Annotated in this window: 23 protein-coding genes; 2 read left to right on the forward strand and 21 right to left on the reverse strand. The window is 28.3% G+C overall.

What is annotated here, in order from left to right; genetic code table 11:
• From RT714_RS10700 to RT714_RS10725, 6 genes are all read right to left on the reverse strand, one after another.
• The coding region (locus RT714_RS10700) for an MATE family efflux transporter (protein WP_313757561.1) at positions 1–776 on the reverse strand (776 nt) is incomplete at its 3' end.
• A gap of 98 nt (positions 777–874) precedes the next feature.
• Entirely contained in the window at positions 875–1,675 is an 801-nt protein-coding gene (locus tag RT714_RS10705; protein WP_313757562.1) for an ABC-2 family transporter protein, read from the reverse strand.
• A 3-nt stretch (positions 1,676–1,678) separates the two neighbouring features.
• A complete protein-coding gene (locus RT714_RS10710; RefSeq protein ID WP_313757563.1) occupies positions 1,679–2,479 on the reverse strand; it encodes an ABC-2 family transporter protein in 801 nt (266 codons plus the stop codon).
• Positions 2,476–3,456: an ATP-binding cassette domain-containing protein gene (locus tag RT714_RS10715; protein ID WP_313757564.1), complete on the reverse strand. Its 981-nt coding sequence runs from the start codon at positions 3,454–3,456 to the stop codon at positions 2,476–2,478. The genes RT714_RS10710 and RT714_RS10715 overlap by 4 nt, the downstream gene beginning before the upstream one ends.
• Positions 3,457–3,579: 123 nt before the next feature.
• Complete coding sequence (locus RT714_RS10720) at positions 3,580–3,837, reverse strand: zinc ribbon domain-containing protein (protein WP_313757565.1); 258 nt, start codon at positions 3,835–3,837, stop codon at positions 3,580–3,582.
• Between the two features lie 69 nt (positions 3,838–3,906).
• Positions 3,907–4,839 carry a YafY family protein gene (locus RT714_RS10725; protein WP_313757679.1) on the reverse strand — a complete coding sequence of 311 codons (933 nt, stop codon included), beginning with the start codon at positions 4,837–4,839 and terminating at the stop codon, positions 3,907–3,909.
• Positions 4,840–5,120: 281 nt separating this feature from the next.
• On the opposite strand from RT714_RS10725, the gene ymfI reads away from it, so the two are divergent.
• A complete protein-coding gene (ymfI, locus tag RT714_RS10730; protein ID WP_313757566.1) occupies positions 5,121–5,861 on the forward strand; it encodes an elongation factor P 5-aminopentanone reductase in 741 nt (246 codons plus the stop codon).
• Positions 5,862–5,877: 16 nt separating this feature from the next.
• Here the strand turns inward: ymfI and RT714_RS10735 are convergent, their stop codons facing one another.
• From RT714_RS10735 to RT714_RS10795, 13 genes are all read right to left on the reverse strand, one after another.
• Positions 5,878–6,534: a pentapeptide repeat-containing protein gene (locus tag RT714_RS10735; RefSeq protein ID WP_313757567.1), complete on the reverse strand. Its 657-nt coding sequence runs from the start codon at positions 6,532–6,534 to the stop codon at positions 5,878–5,880.
• A 34-nt stretch (positions 6,535–6,568) separates the two neighbouring features.
• On the reverse strand, positions 6,569–7,105 hold the full coding sequence (locus RT714_RS10740) for a hypothetical protein (RefSeq protein WP_313757568.1): 537 nt from the start codon (positions 7,103–7,105) through the stop codon (positions 6,569–6,571).
• Positions 7,098–7,793, reverse strand: coding sequence for a permease prefix domain 1-containing protein (locus RT714_RS10745; RefSeq protein WP_313757569.1), 696 nt, complete (start codon positions 7,791–7,793; stop codon positions 7,098–7,100). Before RT714_RS10745 ends, RT714_RS10740 begins: the two co-directional genes overlap by 8 nt.
• A 1-nt stretch (position 7,794) precedes the next feature.
• On the reverse strand, positions 7,795–8,139 hold the full coding sequence (locus tag RT714_RS10750; protein ID WP_313757570.1) for a helix-turn-helix transcriptional regulator: 345 nt from the start codon (positions 8,137–8,139) through the stop codon (positions 7,795–7,797).
• Between the two features lie 116 nt (positions 8,140–8,255).
• Positions 8,256–8,738, reverse strand: a complete 483-nt coding sequence (ybaK, locus tag RT714_RS10755; RefSeq protein ID WP_313757571.1) for a Cys-tRNA(Pro) deacylase — start codon at positions 8,736–8,738, stop codon at positions 8,256–8,258.
• Positions 8,739–8,755: 17 nt separating this feature from the next.
• Positions 8,756–9,943: a sensor histidine kinase gene (locus tag RT714_RS10760; protein ID WP_313757572.1), complete on the reverse strand. Its 1,188-nt coding sequence runs from the start codon at positions 9,941–9,943 to the stop codon at positions 8,756–8,758.
• 497 nt (positions 9,944–10,440) lie between these two features.
• On the reverse strand, positions 10,441–11,106 hold the full coding sequence (locus RT714_RS10765; RefSeq protein WP_313757573.1) for a response regulator transcription factor: 666 nt from the start codon (positions 11,104–11,106) through the stop codon (positions 10,441–10,443).
• A gap of 77 nt (positions 11,107–11,183) precedes the next feature.
• The gene (locus tag RT714_RS10770) at positions 11,184–11,852 is read right to left on the reverse strand and encodes a hemolysin III family protein (protein ID WP_313757574.1); all 669 of its coding nucleotides are present in this window, start codon (positions 11,850–11,852) and stop codon (positions 11,184–11,186) included.
• 114 nt (positions 11,853–11,966) lie between these two features.
• Entirely contained in the window at positions 11,967–12,725 is a 759-nt protein-coding gene (gene map, locus RT714_RS10775) for a type I methionyl aminopeptidase (RefSeq protein WP_313757575.1), read from the reverse strand.
• Positions 12,726–12,748: 23 nt separating this feature from the next.
• Positions 12,749–13,669 (reverse strand): TPR end-of-group domain-containing protein, encoded by a 921-nt coding sequence (locus tag RT714_RS10780; RefSeq protein ID WP_313757576.1) that lies wholly within the window; start codon positions 13,667–13,669, stop codon positions 12,749–12,751.
• A gap of 69 nt (positions 13,670–13,738) precedes the next feature.
• Positions 13,739–15,898 carry a heavy metal translocating P-type ATPase gene (locus RT714_RS10785; protein ID WP_313757577.1) on the reverse strand — a complete coding sequence of 720 codons (2,160 nt, stop codon included), beginning with the start codon at positions 15,896–15,898 and terminating at the stop codon, positions 13,739–13,741.
• Between the two features lie 111 nt (positions 15,899–16,009).
• Positions 16,010–16,819: a nitroreductase family protein gene (locus RT714_RS10790; RefSeq protein WP_313757578.1), complete on the reverse strand. Its 810-nt coding sequence runs from the start codon at positions 16,817–16,819 to the stop codon at positions 16,010–16,012.
• Positions 16,820–16,879: 60 nt separating this feature from the next.
• Positions 16,880–17,440: a phosphatase PAP2 family protein gene (locus tag RT714_RS10795; RefSeq protein ID WP_072975354.1), complete on the reverse strand. Its 561-nt coding sequence runs from the start codon at positions 17,438–17,440 to the stop codon at positions 16,880–16,882.
• Positions 17,441–17,596: 156 nt separating this feature from the next.
• Here RT714_RS10795 and RT714_RS10800 point away from each other — a divergent pair, with 156 nt between their 5' ends.
• A complete protein-coding gene (locus tag RT714_RS10800) occupies positions 17,597–19,462 on the forward strand; it encodes an ATP-dependent helicase (protein WP_313757579.1) in 1,866 nt (621 codons plus the stop codon).
• Positions 19,463–19,732: 270 nt separating this feature from the next.
• On the opposite strand, the gene RT714_RS10805 is transcribed toward RT714_RS10800, so the two are convergent.
• Together RT714_RS10805 and RT714_RS10810 are read right to left on the reverse strand one after the other, a co-directional pair.
• Entirely contained in the window at positions 19,733–20,791 is a 1,059-nt protein-coding gene (locus tag RT714_RS10805) for a GerMN domain-containing protein (RefSeq protein WP_313757580.1), read from the reverse strand.
• Between the two features lie 151 nt (positions 20,792–20,942).
• On the reverse strand, positions 20,943–21,577 hold a 635-nt coding region (locus tag RT714_RS10810), incomplete at its 5' end, for an HAD-IB family hydrolase (protein WP_313757581.1).

The raw sequence follows: 21,577 nt of genomic DNA on the forward strand, positions 1-21,577 counted from the left end.
ATAAAGGCATGAACTCCTGATTGTAAAAATGCAGGAAACCCTAGTTTAAATATCCTTTTAAGATAATCTAGTTTTGGTAATTTGAAAAGGTGTAAATGGGAAAATAATTCTTTATTTTTTCTCGATACTAATATATATATTGAAGTAACAACTATCTGAGCTATTATAGTAGCTACTGCTGCTCCTTTTATACCCAGTTTAGGGAATGGTCCAACACCAAAAATTAAAATAGGATCTAAAATAATATTAGTTATTAATCCCATAGTATTTATAATAAAAGGCGTAATACTATTCCCTGAAGCATTAAATATAGCTGAATATATAGGATTAATAAAATGAAATAAAAATCCAAAAGCTATAATTACTAAATAGTCTATTGCTAATTGAATAGTTTCTGAATCACCTAAATTAAAAAAACCAATAACTTGGTGTCTAAATATCAATAACAATGCTGAATAAATAATTCCTATAACTATATCTAATTTTATCCCGCTAGATATATATTCCCTTGCACTATCCATTTCTCCTTTTCCATAGGATTGTGATACTCCTACACTAACTCCAATTTGTGAAATTAATACAAGAGACATACCAAACCACATGAAAAAACCTACAGTACCTGCACCCGCTACAGCTTTAGTACTAAGTCTTCCTAGCCACATCATATCCGTTAAGTTATACATCATCTGTATAAATGATGTACCCATAATAGGTAATGCTAACTTAGTAAGGGTACTGGAAATATTTCCCTCTATTAAATTAACGTTTCTGCTCATATAATTCTCCTCTAGCTATTTAATGTAAATAATAATATTTTGTAACTCTAAATAATTTTACATGATAAATAATTTTTATTCAAGATAATTAACCAAAATTAACTTCCAGTAGAAGTATAATGCTTTACTCCAATTTCCCATATTTGTAGTGCTAGTATAAAAAATACAAATCCGCAAAATGGAGAAATCCATCCCAACCATGAAGGATATCCAAAGGAATCAACCTTTCCCAATATATTCATAGCAGGAAAATAATTAACTGTAGCCAAGGGTATAACATATATAAGTATTTTTCTAAACCAAGGTCTATATATGGATATAGGATATTGTGCCGCTTGCACACCACCATAGGTAAAAGAATTTACTATTTCCAAGCTTTGTACAGACCAGAAAGATAAAGTAGCTTGAATTACTATAAGCCCTGAAAACAGAAAATTTCCTCCAACAATAGATCCTATCAATAATAAAGTTTTCCCTAAAGTCCATTCTATATTTAGCTTAAATACTGCCCATATAAGAACTACAAGACCTTGAATAAACCTACCTATTCTCATTATATGAAAATCCTGTCCTAAAATCTGTAATACTGTAGTCCTCGGTCTAAGTAATATTCTATCAAAATCTCCTGATCTAACCAATATATGAAAGGTATCAAATCCTCTAGTCCAACCTTCTGTAATAGAAAATGCAATATGAACCATCCCGTAGAATAAAGCTGCTTCTTCAAAAGTAAAACCCTTAATATCACCAAATCTTTCAAATAACACCCATACACCAAGAAAATCAATAAAAGTTATTAGGAAATGTCCTATGGACATCATAATAAAGGAGGCCTTATATTGAAGCTGAGATTCTATACTTAATTTAATATATTTAAAATATAACTTTATACTATCCATATTCTAGCCCCCTTGCACTACTAAGTCTTTTATCTTTTTATTTAGAATCCATTGTCCTAGTATATATATTACAAATGCCCACGTACACTGAAATAAAAAATATTGAAGTAATTTACTAAAAGGAATTTCCCCTGTAAAAAATCTAGCTGGAATATCTACTAATCCACCAAATGGCAAGTAACTTAATACTCGTCTTAATTTATCTGGAAATAATGGTAAAGGTACTATCATTCCAGAAAACAACATAACAATAGATATTAATAGTCTTTGTATTCCGTCTCCTGATAAAGAATAAAGAGTAGTTATATTAATTATATTAGTTATTGCACAAGAAATCATAAGAGCACCAAAGGTAGTTACTATCCACCCAATACTAGCTAAAGCATTGGGTGGTAATTCCATTCCATAATCCTTTGGTAATAATAAAGTTATAATAAATAAAGGAATAGATTTAAGTAAAGTTGGTGCAGTTCTTAAAGCAAAAGCCCTTGCAAACCAATAATTATATAAATTCATTGGCCTAATAAGCTCATAGGTTATATTCCCTGTCCTTATTAGATTTTGAATTTCATTATCACCATTCCAAGGTAACATCCCAATCATAGCTTGACCAAGCCATATATAAGTTATAGCTGCTTTATAATCAATGGGCATTTCTCCACTTGAAGAATTATAAAAACCAAATAGTACCATGACCATAATCATGCCAAAAAAAAATTGAGTAATTACACCTGCTAAGGCAGCAACTTTATATTGCAACAATAGATTAAATCTAATCTTTATAATAGATATAAATGCCTTCATATGTTAAACTCCCCATAAATTTTAGCAATAATTTCTTCAATGGGAGGGTTTTCTATTAATATATCTTTTATTTTGTATTTAGTGGATAAATTAGTTATTAAATCTGCTGGTGTTATTATATCTGGATTAAAATCAATGACAAGTCTATTTTTTTCTTCACCTATTAGAGTTGCTCCTTCTATGGAAAAGCCATTTGTGCCTTCATCAAAATCTAAAATCAATCTTCTATCTTTAGATACTGTATTTCTAAGGGATTGTAAAGAACCATCTAAAAGAATTTCTCCTTTACCTATTACAATTACTCTATTACATAGAGTTTCAATATCATCCATATCATGGGTTGTAAGTATAACTGTAACCCCTTTTTCCTTATTCAGTTTTTTTATAAATTCTCTAACTGCCAATTTAGATATGGCGTCTAGCCCTATAGTAGGTTCATCAAGGAAAAGTATTTGTGGAGAATGAAGAAGTGATGCTGCTAATTCACATCTCATTTTTTGACCTAAGCTCAACTGTCTTACTGGAGTATTTATAAATTTCTCTAAATCCAGCCATTTTACAAGTTCCTCTTTAATCTTTAAATAGTCTCCTAAAGGAATCTTATAAATATCCTTCAGTAATTGGAAAGAATCTATAACTGGTAAATCCCACCATAGTTGAGTTCTCTGTCCGAATACTACTCCGATATCCTTTACATAGCTGACCCTTTCTTTATATGGAATTTTTCCTAGAACTTTACATTCTCCTGAATCTGGTGTTAATATACCCGATAGTATTTTAATTGTAGTAGATTTACCAGCTCCATTTGGTCCAATATATCCTATCAATTCTCCCTTCCCAATCTTAAAGGATATATTATTCAAAGCAGTTATCTCTTCATATTCACTACGTACAATACTCTTCAGTCCACCTAATATGCCAGGTTTTCTCTTAGATATTTTATATCCTTTAGACAACTCATTCGCTACAATAACCATATAAAACCCTCCTCTCTATTTTTTAGACATAAAAACGATTTTATCAGATTAAGGGGGCAAAGTCAATAAAAAACCCTTATGTAACATAGTTGTTATATAAAGGTTTCAAATTCTATAAAGTATTTACTTTTTCCAACGTTTCAAGTGCGGAAGGGAATTATTTAGTATTTCTCTTGCTTCTTTTTCTTCCATTCCATTTTCTTTCATAAAAGGTACACAAGTTTCTATCATTTCTTCCATTGTTTCACTAGGCTTTCTAAAGTTTCCATCTTCATAACAATATGTGCAATAATCATGACTTTTACTTCCATCCTTTTCTGTACCATAAAGGTTAGCATCTTCCATAGGCATTCCACAGCTTTGACAATATTCTTGTTTCATAAGATTGTCCCCCTTATTTTTATTATTTACCCCATAATATCACTATGTTTTGACAACAGTATGTCATGTTTAATACTTTTCATAAATCTTTTGTACTTTATTCTTGATTATATTTTTGATATACTTCGGTTCAAGGACTTCTACATATTCACCATAACTTAATATCATAGAGTAAACCCATTCATCCTCTGGAAATGAAATCTTAACTACTATATATCCATTTTCATCTACTGTTATATTTTCTTCATAAAAAAATTCATCAACTCTTTGCTGTACTTCAGGAGAAAACCTCAAAACTAAATCTACCATATTATTTTTAAAAATACTTTTACTTTTAAAATCTTCATAACTTATTCCTCTAGGATTAAATTTTTCTTCTAATACCTTAATCTTATGTATTCTACAAAGTCTAAAAAGTCTATAATTATCTCTTAAATAACAATATGAAAAAGCATACCAATTAAGTCCTTTTAAAACAAGGCTCATAGGCTCTACTCTTCTTTTTGTTATATTTCCATATAGATCTCTATATTCTATATCTATTAGCCTTTCTTCCCTTATTGCTTCATATATAATTTTATACTTTTCCTTATCCTTTGAATTAACTCTATACCCCCAAGGCAAATCACATACTATCAATTCATTAAAATGATAATCAAAGTCTTTCTTCTTATTCTTAGGAACAATATTACTTATTTTATCAATCATTATATCAATATTTTTATTTTCCGAGAAAATATTTATGTTTTTTAATGCAATAGCAATTGAAATCATATCATCTAATGTTAGTAATTGATGGCTCATTTTATAGTTATCTAAAATCCTAAATCCTCCATCTCTTCCTTGATTAGATACTATGGGAATCCCTGCTAAATTTATAGTTTCTATATCCCTGTATATAGTCCTTACTGAAACTTCAAATCTGTTAGCCAATTCCCTAGCAGTTATATTTTCTTTATTCAGTAATATCACTATAATAGAAAGCAGCCTATCTATCTTCATCACTTATTTCCCCTTTTTGTTATTGTCATTATATTTTCTTTTAATAAAAACATTTATTTTTATTTATACTTTTTTATTTATACTTATAGTTTAATTATTCATTGGCTACAGCAGCTGTAATTGGCAATAGAAACAAACTTATTCTAAATAATATAAAACTTTTATATGTATTTACCCCCAAGTTTATATTTTATCTCTCTAAAATATGGAGTATAATTATTATATAAACATAAATTTTTGAACTTAATATAAACTGTTATATACAAAGGAGAATATTATTCATGATTTTTTCAAAAACTGCAATTATAACTGGAGCTTCTAAGGGTATTGGACAATCTATAGCAGAATTATTTGCAAATGAAGGTTATAATGTTTTGATTAACTTTAATAAATCTGAAGAGAGTGCCTTAGATTTATATTATAAACTTAAAAATAAAGGTCTATCTGTCAGAATATTTAAAGCAGATGTTTCCAAAAGAAATGAAGTAAATTCCATGATAAATTTCTGTATTAAAGAGTTTAATAGTATTGATGTACTTATTAACAATTCAGGAATAAGTCAATCAAAATTATTCACAGATATTACTGATGAAGATTTAGATAATATGATAAATGTTAATCTTAAAAGCGTTTTTTACTGTACACAAGCAGCTTTAAAATATATGCTTCCCAAGAAAAAAGGCAAAGTCATAAATATTTCCTCCATATGGGGAATTGTAGGTTCTTCTTGTGAAGTCCATTATTCAGCTACTAAGGCAGGTATTATAGGATTAACAAAATCCTTAGCAAAAGAATTAGGTCCTTCAAATATTCAAGTAAATTCCGTTGCACCTGGTGTTATTCAAACTGAAATGCTTTCTTCCTATAGTGAAGATGAATTAAATGTCCTTAAAGAAAACACCCCTTTAATGAAATTAGGAACTGCCAATGATATTGCTAATTGTGTGCTTTTCTTAGCATCACATAATGCTGATTTCATAACTGGGCAAATAATTAGTCCCAACGGAGGATTTGTAATTTAGCTCATTTTTATTTTCCTCATTCCTTAATTACGATCCCTAATAACCCTGCTAATTCAATTACCTGCATATTTGAAACTATTGCTCCATTTAAATCCTCAATCCTTACTCCTATTCCCTCCATATTGCAGGTTCTCAAATCCACCCCCTTTAATTCTACTCCAACCATTTGTATTCTTTTCATATCAATATTTGAAAAGCCTACCTTTGAAAACTTAGAGTCTTGAAAATCTGCATTATTTAATAGAGATTCTACAAACCTTACTTGTTTTAGGTCAGAAAATCTAAAAATGGAGTAATCAAGATTGCAATTAGTAAATAATACATTTCTCAATGTTCCATTATTTAATTTTACCCCCATCATTTTACAATCTATAAACTCTACTCTATGTATAATTGCTCCTTCTAAATCCATATTAGATAAATCACAATTTATGAACTTAACATCAGTTAATTCAAGGGAATTAAATGAAATGTGTTGAAATATAACATTTTTGATGATAATCTTTTCAAATATTACTTTTTCTGCCCTTTGCTCTTCTATATAGCAGTCAGAGATAATAGCAATATTGAAAAAATCTTCATCTTCAATATGACTATTTCCTATATTTAAACTTTTTAATTCATCAGGAATTTGAGGTGATAAAATTTTTATTTCATCTTTTACTTTTGTCATTATGGTATCTCCTTATAAAATTATCATCATTGCTCTAATATCCATATATATCTTCAAAAATTATATTGCTATCCTCATCATATGCCCTAATTCCAGCAAAGTCAATAATACTATCATTTGGTGACTTCCAAGTCATAAGAAACATATCTTCATAAAACTCATCTTGTATAAGTATATCTCCATTTTCTAGAGTCACTTCTATTTTCTTTATCCTATCATCATTAATAACTCCATAAGCTCTATAATAATCACCCGACATACTCCAGGTATATGATAATGCTTTTGATAAATCATTTTCCCTACCATGTACTTGATTACCAATACGCCAAAAGAAAAATAAAGTTTTATTTATTGTATTACATGAAAACCATCTATCATATTTACAGAGTATATATTTTCCTTTATCAAAGTCCTCTATATGGACAACTTCAGATGGTCCATAATGTGCACTTCTTTCAGAAGCTTTATGAGCTGACAAGGGAATTAAATAAAGACCTGAACTCTTTAAGAATATAAAGAATAAAATTACTAAAATTATAGTATTTTTAATAGTCTTCTTTAATCTATTCATTATATTCACCTGCCTTTAATGGAACTTCTACTCTATATTTTCTATTATATTCATCATATTCAATAATTAAGGTCTTAGCATTCTCTGGAAAATCCCTAAGACTTCTTCTGCCTTTAGAAACAATTCCTCCACTACTAGAACCTGAACCAGAAAAATATTCATTTCCTAAATCGTCCTTTATAGTCCCAATGGCTCCAAGACTCCAGCCACTTCCCCATAGCTTTTTATCATAATATCTATAAATGATATGTAATTCCCCATTTTTATCATAAATTACATTTGTAAATTTTATAACCATATCATCTATCTGAACCTTTTCATTAATATCAATTCTATAAATTATATCTTCCCTTGGAATTTCTTTAACTGGATTGCCATTAAATATTGTAACTATTGTCATTGAGCCTATAATAAAAATATTAATTACTATAAAAATAGTTACTGCTATATTTGTTATTCTCCAAAGCCACCCAATTATAGGATTATGTTCCTTATTTAACTGAATTCCTATTTCTTTAGGATCTCCCATGTCTTTTACAGCAAGTTCTTCCGCTTTTTCCTTATCGTATCCTTGCTCCATATAATAATTTATCTTATCAAATATATGAGCTTCCATCTCTAATTTTATATCTTCTCTATCAAAGGGAAATTTTATATATGATAGAACACCTTTTAAAAATTCATCCATCTTATGAAAAGACATGTTTTTCACCACCTATTACTTTATTTACAGTAGTTGAAAATACATGCCATTGTCTCTTTTCTTCAATTAACTGTTTTTCTCCTTTGTCTGTAATCCTATAATATTTTCGTTCTCTGCCAGTTTCACTTTTTTTCATATAGGATTTAACATATCCCTCATTTTCTAATTTGTGCAATACTGGATACAAGGTTCCTTCTTTAAATTTAAAAGTGCTATCGGAACGCACCTCTAAATCTTTAATTATTTCATACCCATACATATCCTTTTCCTTGATCAGGTACAATATTAGTAAATTAGTACTTCCTCCTATAAATCCCTTATCAATTTTCACTTTTCCACCTCCTAAAAAACATACCTAGATTATCTATGTATAATTATACATAGATAATCTAGGTATGTCAACAATCAATAACTGTAGTTTTTGGTGCCTGGCACCAAAAACTACAGTTATTTTTTAATAGTCAAATCTACTATTTCACCATGACAAACTTGAATTAATTTAGATGTTTCCATTTCTATTTGAACCCCAATCTTTCCTCCACTTACAATAATCTTATCTATCTCAAGGGCAGATATGTCTATAAATGTCTTATAATCTCTCTTCATCCCTATTGGAGAACAGCCGCCTCTTATATATCCTGTAAATTTTAATAAATCCTTAACGTGTATCATTTCAACACTTTTTTCCCCTGCTGCTTTTGCAGCCTTTTTCAAATCCAATTCCTCTTTAACAGGCAAAAGAAATACATAAATAGTATTACTATGACCTTGAACTACTAATGTCTTATAAACAAATTTAGGATCCTTACCAATTTTTTCAGATACTGAAACTCCATCAATTTTTCCATCATTACTATTATAAGTAATACCGTTATATTCTATTTTCATCTGTTCTAAAATACGCATAGCATTTGTTTTTATATTAGCCATTTTACTCACCTTCCCCATTAGTACATTTTATATAATCCCATTTTAAATATCAATTCTAAATTAAATCCTTGTTTTTCCTCACTATTATAAATCATTTTCCCACCAAAATCTCTTAATCTATTTTCTATGTTCATTAAGCCATTGCCTTTAATCAAATTAGTACATCCTAGTCCATTATCTATAATTTCAACTCCTAGTTCATCTCCATCTAATTTTATATTTATATTAATTTTATCTGCTCTCCCATGCTTTATACTATTAGTTAAAGCTTCTTTTATAGAAATATATATAATATCTTTATATTCAGGTAACAATTCCTCTACTTTTTCATTTATATTTAAAATTATCTTAATCTTTCCTGTGCTCTCAATATTATCAGTTAATTTTCTTATAGAATTCAATAAAGTACTATTTCTTTCTTCCTTTAAAGCATAAACAGCCTTTCTTAAACTTTCTATACTCTCTTTAACTAATAACTGAGATTTATTAATTAATTTTTTAGTCTTACCTATATCTTTATCCATAATCTTATGAATTACATCCAAATTCATATTTAAAGCCATTAGACTATGTCCTAAATTATCATGAATTTCTCCTGCCACTCTATTTCTTTCTTTAGCTATAGTCAATTTTTCAATTTCTTCTGATTGTTCCTTTAGTTTATTATAAGATAATTCTAATTCTTTATTTAATCTATCTACTTCTCTCTTCTCTTTTTTTAAAGTTCTATATGTAAATAAAGTAAGAGAATAAAATAACAGTCCTATATATGACATTATAATATCAAATAAACCTTTTCTCCAAAACTCTATAGTCATTAATTCCCCAACAGCCACACCTCTAAATATGATTAAAACCATAACTATCAATATTTCCAACCCAATAAATAACTTTGAAACTCTTCCTTCCGTATACAAAATCAGTTCATATAAAATAATGAACATAAATATATGAGAATATCCTTGTACTTTATAAGTCAATAGGCTACTTATTATCATGGAAACAAACACAGATAAATAGTATTGCTTTTCATTTTTATAAAATAAAAACATTCTTATATAATCATTAATTGCTATAATTATAAATAAGGAAAAGAAAGTTAAGAAAAGAGTAGTATTATCTATATATTTATAAATAATATCGAGTCCTATTAAAATACAAGTGGCTATATATAAATAACTATTATATTTAACAAATTTTTTCATATTAACTCCTCACTAACTTATTCTAGGTACCTTCTCTTCTCCATTTAATCTATTAATATAAATATAGCAAATAAACAAAACCATTACAATCATAAGACCTACCTCTTTTATTTTCTCCTATAAAACATCACTACAGCAGAAGGTCCTATTATTATACTAACTATTGAAAATCTGAAGTAAAGATAGCTTATTTAAATAATATTTGTTCCTATGGACGAAGCATAAATAGGAAATATAAATCCTGTAAATGATAAAAGAAAGGATATAAAATATAAAGGGATCTTTTTAGTTCTCTCATAAAAATAACCTCCTAAATATTCTTATCTTAAGTATATACTTATCTACAATATAAAAAATCTAACTAAGGTCTCTATTATAGAAATAATTTACTATGACTATAGTTATAGTAAATTAAATTTTAGAATGAAAAAAAGCTATGATTTTAAACTGACCTCCCATAAGTTAGATTTTTTAGGTCTAACTTATGGGAGGTCAGTTCATTTCCATAGCCTTTTTATATCTTTACTATATTCTTTAATCAATATTGCTAATTGAGTTCTATCTCTCAACTCTAGTTTAGATAATATTTTAGTTATATGATTTTTAACAGTTCCTTCTGCTATATATAATGTTTTTGCTATTTCTTTATTGGATTTTCCTTCACATATTAACAATGCTATTTCATATTCTTTTTTAGTTAGCTCTTTAAATATAGTATTATCTATATTATCCTGTATATTAGCCTTATGATCCATAGATCCAATCATCTTCCTAGCTACATCGGGTTGCAAAAGTATATTCCCTTTATATACTGTTTCTATTGCTTTGACTAATTCCTGAGATGATATGTCTTTAAGTAAGTAGCCATCTGCTCCATTTTTTAGCCCTTCAAAAATATACTCATCTTCATTAAAAGTTGTTAATATTAATACCTTTGTATTAGGATAATTTTCTTTAATTTGTTTTGTAGCCTCTACTCCATCCATAATAGGCATCCGTATATCCATTAATATTAAGTCTATTTCCTCTCTGCTTAATATCTCTATAGCTTCTTTACCATTAGTAACCTCCCCTACTATAAATATGGTATCATAAAGACTAAGCATCATATTCAGTCCTTCTCGTATTAAACTTTGGTCATCTACAATAAGAACTTTTATCATTAACTACTCCCCCTAAGGTAAAATGTTGCGACAGGAGAACCGTCTGTATCAATGATATTGGGCACCACCTGCCAAAATTATGTTAAATATAAGACTATACCTACAAAATGGAGTACAGATGCAGCTAAAACAAAGATATGCCAGATTGCATGATTATAAGGTATCTTTTTGATACTATAGAATATTGTTCCCAGAGTATATAAAAGTCCTCCTCCTAATATCCACATAAAAAAGCCTATTGAAGTCATTCTAATAATTGGTTTTATAGTGAATACTGCTATCCATCCCATACCTATATATAAACTTAGGGAAAATGCTTTAAATCTATCAAATTTTCCAAAAGTAAATATCTTAAATACAACTCCAAATATGGCTATAAACCAAACTGCAGCTAATATACTAATTCTTAGAACCCCAGTCATAGTTAATAGTGTAATAGGTGTATAAGTTCCTGCTATAAATAAAAATATAGAGGAATGATCAAATACTCTAAGTATCCTTTTTGCTCTTTCATTTGTGATGCTATGATATAAAGTTGATGATAGAAACATAAGAATAAAACAAGCTCCATATATGCTAAAAGCAACTATAGACAATGCATCACCTTTTCTAATAGACATAACTAATAAAACTATAAGAGCAGTTATGCCAAATAAAACTCCTAATCCATGGGTAATTCCATTAGCAATTTCTTCTTTAACCGTATATTTCTTACCTAGCAATTGAACTGGATTTTCCTTTTTCATTTTTACACCTATCCTTTCTACAATGCTTAATTAACGATTAACATTTAGCAATTCTAGGATTTATCTCCGAAATCTTTTCTTACATCCATTAGTCATCCATATAATTGTTTTTTGTTAATTACATTGCTCTTGATCTGTTAAAATCATTGGACCTTCTTTCGTAATAGCTATGGTATGTTCATACTGAGCAGATAGTTTACCATCTACTGTTCTAGCCGTCCATTCATTATCATCTATTTTCATTCTATATGTTCCTATATTTATCATGGGCTCTATGGTTATAACCATGCCTTCTACAAGTCTTTGTCCCCTGCCTGGTATTCCATAATGTGGCACTTGTGGATCTTCATGCATTTTTTTACCTATACCATGACCTACAAAATCCCTAACTACTGAATATCCATTGGATTCCGCAAAGGATTGTATGGCGTAACCGATATCTCCCAATCTATTTCCTATAATAGCTTTCTCTATTCCTTTATATAAAGCTTCCTTAGTTATATCTAATAATCCTCTAGCTTCATCTGATATATTACCAACAGCATAACTCCAGGCTGAATCTGCTAACCATCCATCTATGTTAACCACCATATCAATAGTTACTATATCTCCTTCTTTTAATGGTTCTGTTCTTGGATAGCCATGACAGATTTCATCATTGATTGAAGCACAAATTGCATAAGGATAGCCATGATATCCTCTTTGCTCTGGATAAGCATTATGCTCCTTTAGATAATCTTCTACAAATTTATCTATCTCTTGAGTTGATATACCAGGTTTAATCATCTTTGCTATTTCTTTATGAACCTTTGCTAATAATTCTCCAGCTCTTTTCATTTTTTGTATTTCTTCACTTGTTTTTAATATAATCATTTAATTGCCTCCATATATCATTATTATTCTATTATTTTTATGAATTCACTTTCACCACGTAAGTTTTCAAAATCCTTATCAACTCTTATGGATTCTACTATTTCTGGTAACAGTATCACTGCTTTTTTTAGATCCTCTAAAGCTTTTTCTTTATTATTTAGTATTGAATAACAGCAAGCTCTATTATAGTATAAATCATGAGCTTCTGAATTATTATTTATCCCTTCTGTTAGTAACTCAATCGTATCCTTAAATCTTTCTTGCTCTATATAAATAGCAGAAATATTTAGATAGGAATAGGAATGTCCAGGATTAATATCTATTGATTTAAAGTAATATTCTAAAGCTTTATGATTATTTCCTAAAGCCTTATAAACAACTCCCATATTAAATAAAGCTTTATAATAATCTGGTTCTATATTTAGACTTTTTTCTATCATAGTATATGCTTTATCATATTCCCCCAATTCCTCATATATAGACCCTAAATTATTATAGGTTATGTAATCATCAGGTACTATTTCTATTACTCTATAATAATACTCTAACGCCTTATTTTTATCACCTTTTTCATCAAAAATATTAGCAGCATAATAATATGCTCTATCATAATATTTGTCTAAGGATATTGCTTTATGATAATACTCCAATGCTTTATCTTTATCTCCAATTTTTTCATAAATCATAGCCATACCATAGTACGCTCCTGCTTCACTAGAATCAAGTTTGGTTATTTTTTCATATGTATGCAAGGATTTCAGCGCATTATCTATTTCATCATAAATTTGAGCTATATTATATAGTATAGCTATATTATCTACCATACTACCTCTAAATTGCAAAGCTTTTTTATAAAATTCTATGGATTTTTCTTTATTATTATTAATATATGCATTTTCTGCTAATAGCACATAATTATACTGTCTAATATGTTCTTTTATCAACAAAAACACCTCTTAAACTTTATACTATATATAGTCTACCACATTTACGACAAAAAAGTAGAGGAAATCTTATTCCTCTACTTTCAATGCTCTTATTGAATTTAATATTGCTATTATTGAGACCCCAACATCTGCAAATACTGCCTCCCACATAGTAGCTAAGCCTAAGCTTCCTAAAATTAAAACTATAAGTTTTACCCCTAAGGCTAATATAATATTTTGTGTTACTATCTTTTTAGTATTTTGGGCTATCTTTATTCCTGTTGCAATTTTTCCTATTTCATCTGTCATGATTACTATGTCAGAAGCTTCTATGGCTGCATCAGATCCTAGCCCCCCCATAGCAATACCTATATCTGCCCTTGCAAGCACTGGTGCATCATTTACTCCATCTCCTATAAATGCAACCTTTCCATTACTTTTATTTATTATATCTTCAAATATATTAACCTTATCTTGTGGAAGAAGATTACCATATACATTATCTAAACCTACTAATTTTCCTACCTTCTTTGCCGTATCTTCATTATCTCCAGATAACATTATTGTTTTTTTAATACCTAAAGCTTTTAGATTTTTAATATCTTCAACTACATTATCCTTTAATTCATCAGATACTATTATACTTCCTATATGAAAATTGTCTTTACCTACATACACTACAGTACCTATGGAATCTACTTTATCTATTTGGATATTTTTTTCATCAAATAATGTCTTATTACCAAGTGTAATTTTCTTACCTTGTACATCTGCTTCTATTCCTTTCCCGGATATTTCTTTATATGATTTTATATATTCCCTATTTATTTCTTTATCATATGCTTCTACTATGGATTTACCAATAGGATGATTTGAAAAAGCTTCTCCATAAGCTGCTAATTCTAATATTTCTTCTTCTGTATAGTTACCATAAGCTCTTACTTTTGTTACTCTAAAAGTCCCTTTCGTAATAGTTCCTGTTTTATCAAATACCATTGTGTCTACTTCATTCAATGCTTCTAGATAGTTGCCGCCTTTTATAAGTATTCCTGACTTAGAAGCTCCTCCTATTCCACCAAAAAAACCTAATGGAACAGATATAACTAATGCACAAGGACAAGATATAACTAAGAATATACATGCCCTATAGGCCCATTCCTTTAATTCTCCACCTATAAATAATGGTGGTAATATTGCAATAGCTAAAGCTATAAATACTACTACAGGTGTATAAAACTTAGCAAATTTAGTAATAAAGTTTTCAGTAGGCGCTTTCTTACTTGAAGCATTTTCTACTAAATCTAATATCTTAGATACTGTGGATTCTCCGAATTCTTTATCTACTTTTATTTTCAATACTCCATGAGTATTCACCACTCCAGACAATGCCTTATCTCCTATTCCAACATTTCTTGGTACAGACTCACCAGTAATATTAGATGTATCCAAAGAAGATTCTCCCTCCACTATAACACCATCTAGCGGAACTTTCTCACCTGGTTTTACAATTATTATATCTCCTACTTCTACCTCACTCGGATCTACAATTATAATATCATTATCTTTCTCAATATTTGCATAATCTGGTCTTATATCTAGTAAAGAACTTATAGATCTTCTAGAATGATTAACTGCCATTCCTTGGAACATTTCTCCTACTTGATAAAATAACATTACTGCCACTGCCTCTGGATATTCACCGATTACTAATGCACCTATTGTGGCAACAGTCATCAAAAAATTTTCATCAAAGGGCATCCCAGCTAATAAATTTCTCATAGCTATTATTATAACTTCATATCCTACTACAATATATGCAAGGAAATATACTGCAAATCTTGGTACACTATCTAATTTTAAAAATAATGGGATTACAAATAATAATCCTCCTAAAATTAATTTAATGATTTCCTTTTTATTTATTTCACCATGTTCATGACTATGCTCATGATGGTCATGGTGACAATCATGGTCACAACTATGATTATGGTTATGGTTATGTCTACGAATTTTATTATCTGTTTTATCTATAACTATTACATGAGGCTCAAGTCTTTTTACAATTTTCTTTATTTCTTCAGCTACTATATTTGACTCATCATCTGTAATTACATTTACCTTTAATTTTTTTGATACAAAGTCTAGCCTAGCACTTTCTACTCCTTCAATTTGTCTAGATAGTTTTTCAATTTTTCCCGCACATCCAGCACAATTCAATCCATTTAATTCTAGTTCTATTTCTTTCATTTCTTATCCCCCAATACTTACATATTAACATATGAACAATTATTCATATGTTAATATAATTATATGCCCTCTGAAGATTTTTGTCAATAAAAAAAAGCACTTTTAAGTGCTTTATAATTTAAATTCTGCTACATATTTATAATTATTATTTTCTTGTTTAATTCCTTCTATTAATTCCCATTTATTATTTAAACCTATTGATTGCCCTAGGGATTCAAAATAATACATTATTATCCCTGCATCTATAAGATTTGGCTTTTCACCTTCATCATGTTTAATTAACAAAGTAACCTTATCCTTATCAAGTAAAAATCTCCAAGGTTGTTTATTTAAAGCAGATGGTGCAAATCTTATATAATAAAACAAATCACTTAAACCTCTATTTTCTAACTCATCAGTGCTTGGAGAGTTTCCTATCTTATCAACAAACACCATTTCTTCAACGCCTATTCTTTCACTAAATGTTTCATTGACAAAAGGATTTTTCGGTTTGCCATAACCTAAAGCTAGTATATAATCAATTTTCCCTACCATATCTCCAAATATTTCTTTTTTTATACCATCATCTACATTTCCTATACTTACCCAACAAGTATCCAACCCCATATTGTTTAGCTTAGTTATAAGCTTTTCCATATAATATGAGCCATAAATTACATTTCTATCTTTATCATCTACTATCTCAAGTCCTATATAGTGTGGACTTTCAATCATTACACCTGAATATCCTCCAATTCCCCTTAATTCCTTATATAATTTCTCACCATATTCATATAGTTTAAATCTTATGCCTTTTGTTCCATCTTCTTTCTCTAATGAATCTAAATATAGTTTTATTTCGTCCAATATATCTGGATTTATCTTCTTATTTTTAAATTCTCTAACAGATTTTCTTTTCTTTAAAAAATTAGTCATTAACATACTAAAACCCCCTACCTAATTTAGTCTATATCATATATACCACTATTTTGATTTTCTAATCTATAATTTCAAACCACAATTATCTACTAGGGTATAAATATATTCTATTAAATAAAAATGTACTATTAAAGCAGTACCAATTCCCAAAAATATACCTGCTGCCACATCTGTAGGATAATGGACTCCTAAATATATTCTAGATACTGCGACTACTATAGCAATGGTAAATACTAGAACAGTTAATTTAGGTATATTAAACGCTATAGTGGTAGCAATAGAAAAACTAGCAGTAGTATGACCAGATGGAAATGAGTAGTCCTTTAAATTTATGCCAAAGGTATTTAGTTGCTCTATAATCTTATAGGGTCTTTCCCTACTTAGTATTCTTTTTAAAGCATGGACTATTACCTGACTAATGATTAAAGCACCTAGTGCTTCAAAACCCATAAGTCTTATATGACTACTTCCTATAAATATTAAAACCAATACTAGAAGTGAAGAAAATACTGCACCTCCTAAATTTGTAGCTCTATACATTATAGTATCTAGATATCTATGTTTCATCTTTCTATTAATTAAATCGATAAAAACATCATCAAATCTCTTTAGTTTATTTTTCATGTTTTTCACCTTTAGCTAAAATATTTATTATCCTCAGTATTATATTCTAGTTTATTATTACCCATATATCAATGATTTTATTGTTTTATATAGATATACTACTTATTTCTTTTTTATGTTAAAATATATAAGACAAAATTAAAAGTAGGTGTTTGTATGAATTTAAGTATCGAACAAAAAAAAGCTATTCATCATGCTGAAGGTCCCGCCTTGATATTAGCAGTACCTGGTGCAGGCAAAACTACGGTTTTGATATATAGAGCAGTCAATCTAATATTAAATCATAAAATAAGCCCTGAGAGAATATTATCAATAACCTTTAGTAAATCTTCTGCTAGGGATATGAAGGAAAGATTTAATAAGTCTTTTTCAGAAATATCTTCTATTCCCATTCAATTCTCTACAATACATAGCTTTTGTTTTGGTTTAATCAGAGAATATGCCTATATTAATAGAGTTAAATATACATTGATTGAAGAAGAGAAGAATGAACTTAATAAATATAACGTAATTAAAAAAATATATTTTGCAGCAAATCAAGAATATATTACTGAGGAAAAATTAGAATCTCTATTAAATTCAATGGGTTATATTAAAAATATGATGCTATCAGTGGATGAATTTCTAAAACATAATAAATCTGATATTGAAAATTTTAAAACAATCTATAATACTTATGAAAAATATAAAAAAGATAATAATTTGATAGATTTTGATGATATGCTAACTATTGCTTTAGAAATTCTTAAGTCTAATACATATATATTAGAAAAATACCGCAATAAATATGATTTTATTCAGGTAGATGAAGGGCAAGATACTTCAAAGGTTCAGTTAGAAATAATAAAACTATTGGCAAGTCCTAAGAATAATCTATTTATTGTAGCAGATGATGATCAGTCTATTTATGGATTTAGGGGGGCATATCCTAAGGGACTCTTGAATTTCAATAAAATCTATCCTAATGGGAAATTATTCTTTATGGAGCAAAATTATAGGTCATCAAAAAATATTGTATCTGTTTGTAACCAATTTATAAAAAAAAATACACTAAGATATAATAAAAATATTTCTACTAATAACAACTTTATAGAGCCTATCAATATAGTAAAGTTTAATTCTATTGATGAAGAATATAAATATTTAGTAAATGATTTAAAAACTCGAGAACTTTCTCGATGCTGCATACTCTATAGAAATAATTTATCATCTATTGGTCTTATTGAGTTATTGGAAAGAAATAAAATTCCATTTACCATGAAAGATATTAAGATTAGATTTTTCAATCATTGGCTTATACAAGATATAATAAACTTTATAATCTTTTCTAAAGATACTAGTAATATGAATATCTATGAAAATATTTACTATAAAATGAAAGGATATATATCAAAAAGACAAATTAATTATGCTAAAACCTTAAATTATAATCTATCAGTATTTGATAGAATAATGGATTTTCCTGGTCTATCGAATTTCTATAAATCTACTCTAAAAGAATTGAAGCTTGATTTCAAGAAACTTTCAAAGCTAAATCCTAGGGATGCAATAACTTTTATTGAACATGAGTTAGAGTATGAAAAATATCTTAAGGAAAACTCTATGAAATTCGGATATACTTATGATATTTTAAAAACCATTATATATTATTTGAAATTTATAGCTAATGATAGTAAAAATTCAGATGAATTACTAAATAGATTAAAATATTTGGAGCATTTATGTAGAAATTCAAGAGGTACTAAAAATGCAGTAACTTTATCTACTATCCATTCTGCCAAGGGATTGGAATTTGATAGAGTTTATATGATAGATTTAGTAGATGGTGATTTTCCCTCTGTTTCTAGTATTGAAGCTTATGAAAAAGGTAAATATGAATTAATTGAAGAGGAAAGACGACTTTTCTATGTTGGAATGAGTAGAGCAAAATATCACTTATCTTTAATTACTATAAATAATATAGGCGAAAAAAAGGTAGAACCATCTAGATTTTTATTGGATTTAGAAAAAAAGAAAGCTTAGACTTTCTTTTTTTGTTAAATTATAGTTTTTTTATAATTTAAAGAGTAAAATTTCATTTATTTGTAATACTATATATGCAAGGATAATTATTGAAAAGGGAGTGAAATAGTAGCAATGGCAAAAAATAAGCAAAATAATCAAAATAATCAAAAAAGAAAAAATGATAAAAATCAAGATGCTAAAAAAGAAGACAGCAAAAGTGAAGAGGATTAAGTATTTAAAAAATAAGTATCATTTTTGGTGCCAAGCACCAAAAATGATACTTATTTTTTACTTGTTAAACTCTTTTACACCTGAATCATCTACTTGAAAATATTCACCAGGCTTTATACTAAAATGTCCTGATTCATAAGGATTACCTTCTATTGTTATATAAATTTTCTCTACATCATAAAATTTACCTAATGTATTCACTATAGATTTTAATATCTCAATTTCTAAGGAAGATCCTGCATTCATATCTGTTAATAATTCCTTTGAAAAATCTGCTTCTAATGTCCATGACTCTCTATTTAAATGTATTTTATTTATATTAGTATTCTTTGAAATAGACGGAATTAGTTTATCTGATGGGGGATTTTTCATAATATCTTCTAGAATATCCTCTATACTTTCATTGGTACCAAACTCTATATCCTGTTCAATATATACTGTATCAATATCTCCTGCTACTGGATAATATGTCAATATATCCATTTCTTGATTATCCTTATCTATTTCTTTTAATAAAGTTTTAACTTCAAATTCACCATTATTATAAATTCTTGCTACAAGACCTATATCCTTTGCATAATATTCTCTTTGTCTACCTCCATCTTTAAACTCGGTAGTCACTTCTAATGCATCATAGATTCCAGAAGGGGTTTCTACTTTCCTATCTAGGCTAGTTATTTCCATTGTACTTCCTTCATTATTTGACCAAATGTTTCCAACTTCTAAAGGTTCTTTTAATATAACATTATTACTATTTGTATTTGCATTTAACATATTTTCAATATGATAAAATTCACCTTCTGCAAAAACTTCTGTTAATTCTCCACCTTTATACTCTAAAACTTTTACAAAGTTAGTTCCTGAATTCATAATTTTTATTTGAGCTCTATTACCTTCTGCAAATTCTATAAAAGTCTTTTGCTCTGCATATTCATTTCCTATACCTTCATAATCCATAATAGTATTCTCTTTAAAAGGATAGTAATCTGCTATTGTTAACTCCTCATTTTTTGATATGTTTTCATTTTTTTCTTGGTCTTTAGATATAACCTTCTCACATCCAATTAAAGATATAATTATCACTGTTATTATCAATAAGGATAAATACTTTTTCATAAACATCACTCCTATAAATAATTTAGCAAGTAATTGCCTCATCTGAATTATATCCTCTTTTATTATAATTATAATATATTTTTATAAAAAAGTCTTTACGATAAGATTACAATATAAACCATGGCAATTGTAAATTTAAGGTTTAAAACTTTTATAATATTTCTACATTTGGATTTAGTTTATAGATAACATTTTTTCTTTCTACTATAATATCTATTTCCTTTGATAATTCTTTATCCCCTCTTATGGCTAAAAAAAGAGGTTTGTTTGGATTTATAGCTACTGGGTTTCCTACCATTCTAAGCATGGAAAGGTCTCCTGTAGTATCTCCATAGGCATAGCTGTTTTCTAAATCTACATTGTATTTCAATATCAATTCATTTAAAACTCTTTGTTTGCTTTCAGAATCCCACATTCTAACTATTTCACCAGTAAATTTATTCTCTTCATCTACCTTATAAATAGTTCCCTTATACTCTGTAACACCATATTTTTCTGCCATCTTTGATACTAAAAAATCTGGACTGCCAGAAATAAAAAACACTTTATGCCCTTCTTTTTTATGCCATTCAATCTGATCCCTAGAGTATTTATAAACCATATCACCATTAATATTGATTACTTGACTAGCTATAAATTCTATATAGGTCTTATTAACACCCTTCAGCTCTTCTATATATACTTGGGCTAAAGTTTCAAGATAAAGTTCAAAGTCTCCAAACCTTTTTTCCCATTCTTCATATACCTTTTTTACCTTAGTATACCAAATAGTAGGATCAATCACCT

Origin of the sequence: Tissierella sp. (assembly GCF_032104385.1) — a bacterium.
Taxonomy (GTDB): Bacteria; Bacillota; Clostridia; order Tissierellales; family Tissierellaceae; genus Tissierella.

Excerpts from the sequence above, each read along its gene's own strand:
- map (WP_313757575.1), bottom strand. The coding sequence starts at position 12,725 with ATGATTATATTAAAAACAAGTGAAGAAATACAAAAAATGAAAAGAGCT.
- RT714_RS10710 (WP_313757563.1), bottom strand. The coding sequence starts at position 2,479 with ATGAAGGCATTTATATCTATTATAAAGATTAGATTTAATCTATTGTTG.
- RT714_RS10790 (WP_313757578.1), bottom strand. The coding sequence starts at position 16,819 with ATGTTAATGACTAATTTTTTAAAGAAAAGAAAATCTGTTAGAGAATTT.
- RT714_RS10715 (WP_313757564.1), bottom strand. The coding sequence starts at position 3,456 with ATGGTTATTGTAGCGAATGAGTTGTCTAAAGGATATAAAATATCTAAG.
- RT714_RS10770 (WP_313757574.1), bottom strand. The coding sequence starts at position 11,852 with ATGAAAAAGGAAAATCCAGTTCAATTGCTAGGTAAGAAATATACGGTT.
- RT714_RS10765 (WP_313757573.1), bottom strand. The coding sequence starts at position 11,106 with ATGATAAAAGTTCTTATTGTAGATGACCAAAGTTTAATACGAGAAGGA.
- RT714_RS10805 (WP_313757580.1), bottom strand. The coding sequence starts at position 20,791 with ATGAAAAAGTATTTATCCTTATTGATAATAACAGTGATAATTATATCT.
- RT714_RS10735 (WP_313757567.1), bottom strand. The coding sequence starts at position 6,534 with ATGACAAAAGTAAAAGATGAAATAAAAATTTTATCACCTCAAATTCCT.
- RT714_RS10795 (WP_072975354.1), bottom strand. The coding sequence starts at position 17,440 with ATGAAAAATAAACTAAAGAGATTTGATGATGTTTTTATCGATTTAATT.
- RT714_RS10720 (WP_313757565.1), bottom strand. The coding sequence starts at position 3,837 with ATGAAACAAGAATATTGTCAAAGCTGTGGAATGCCTATGGAAGATGCT.
- RT714_RS10740 (WP_313757568.1), bottom strand. The coding sequence starts at position 7,105 with ATGAATAGATTAAAGAAGACTATTAAAAATACTATAATTTTAGTAATT.
- RT714_RS10725 (WP_313757679.1), bottom strand. The coding sequence starts at position 4,839 with ATGAAGATAGATAGGCTGCTTTCTATTATAGTGATATTACTGAATAAA.
- RT714_RS10705 (WP_313757562.1), bottom strand. The coding sequence starts at position 1,675 with ATGGATAGTATAAAGTTATATTTTAAATATATTAAATTAAGTATAGAA.
- RT714_RS10760 (WP_313757572.1), bottom strand. The coding sequence starts at position 9,943 with ATGAAAAAATTTGTTAAATATAATAGTTATTTATATATAGCCACTTGT.
- ybaK (WP_313757571.1), bottom strand. The coding sequence starts at position 8,738 with ATGGCTAATATAAAAACAAATGCTATGCGTATTTTAGAACAGATGAAA.
- ymfI (WP_313757566.1), top strand. The coding sequence starts at position 5,121 with ATGATTTTTTCAAAAACTGCAATTATAACTGGAGCTTCTAAGGGTATT.
- RT714_RS10745 (WP_313757569.1), bottom strand. The coding sequence starts at position 7,793 with ATGGATGAATTTTTAAAAGGTGTTCTATCATATATAAAATTTCCCTTT.
- RT714_RS10785 (WP_313757577.1), bottom strand. The coding sequence starts at position 15,898 with ATGAAAGAAATAGAACTAGAATTAAATGGATTGAATTGTGCTGGATGT.
- RT714_RS10800 (WP_313757579.1), top strand. The coding sequence starts at position 17,597 with ATGAATTTAAGTATCGAACAAAAAAAAGCTATTCATCATGCTGAAGGT.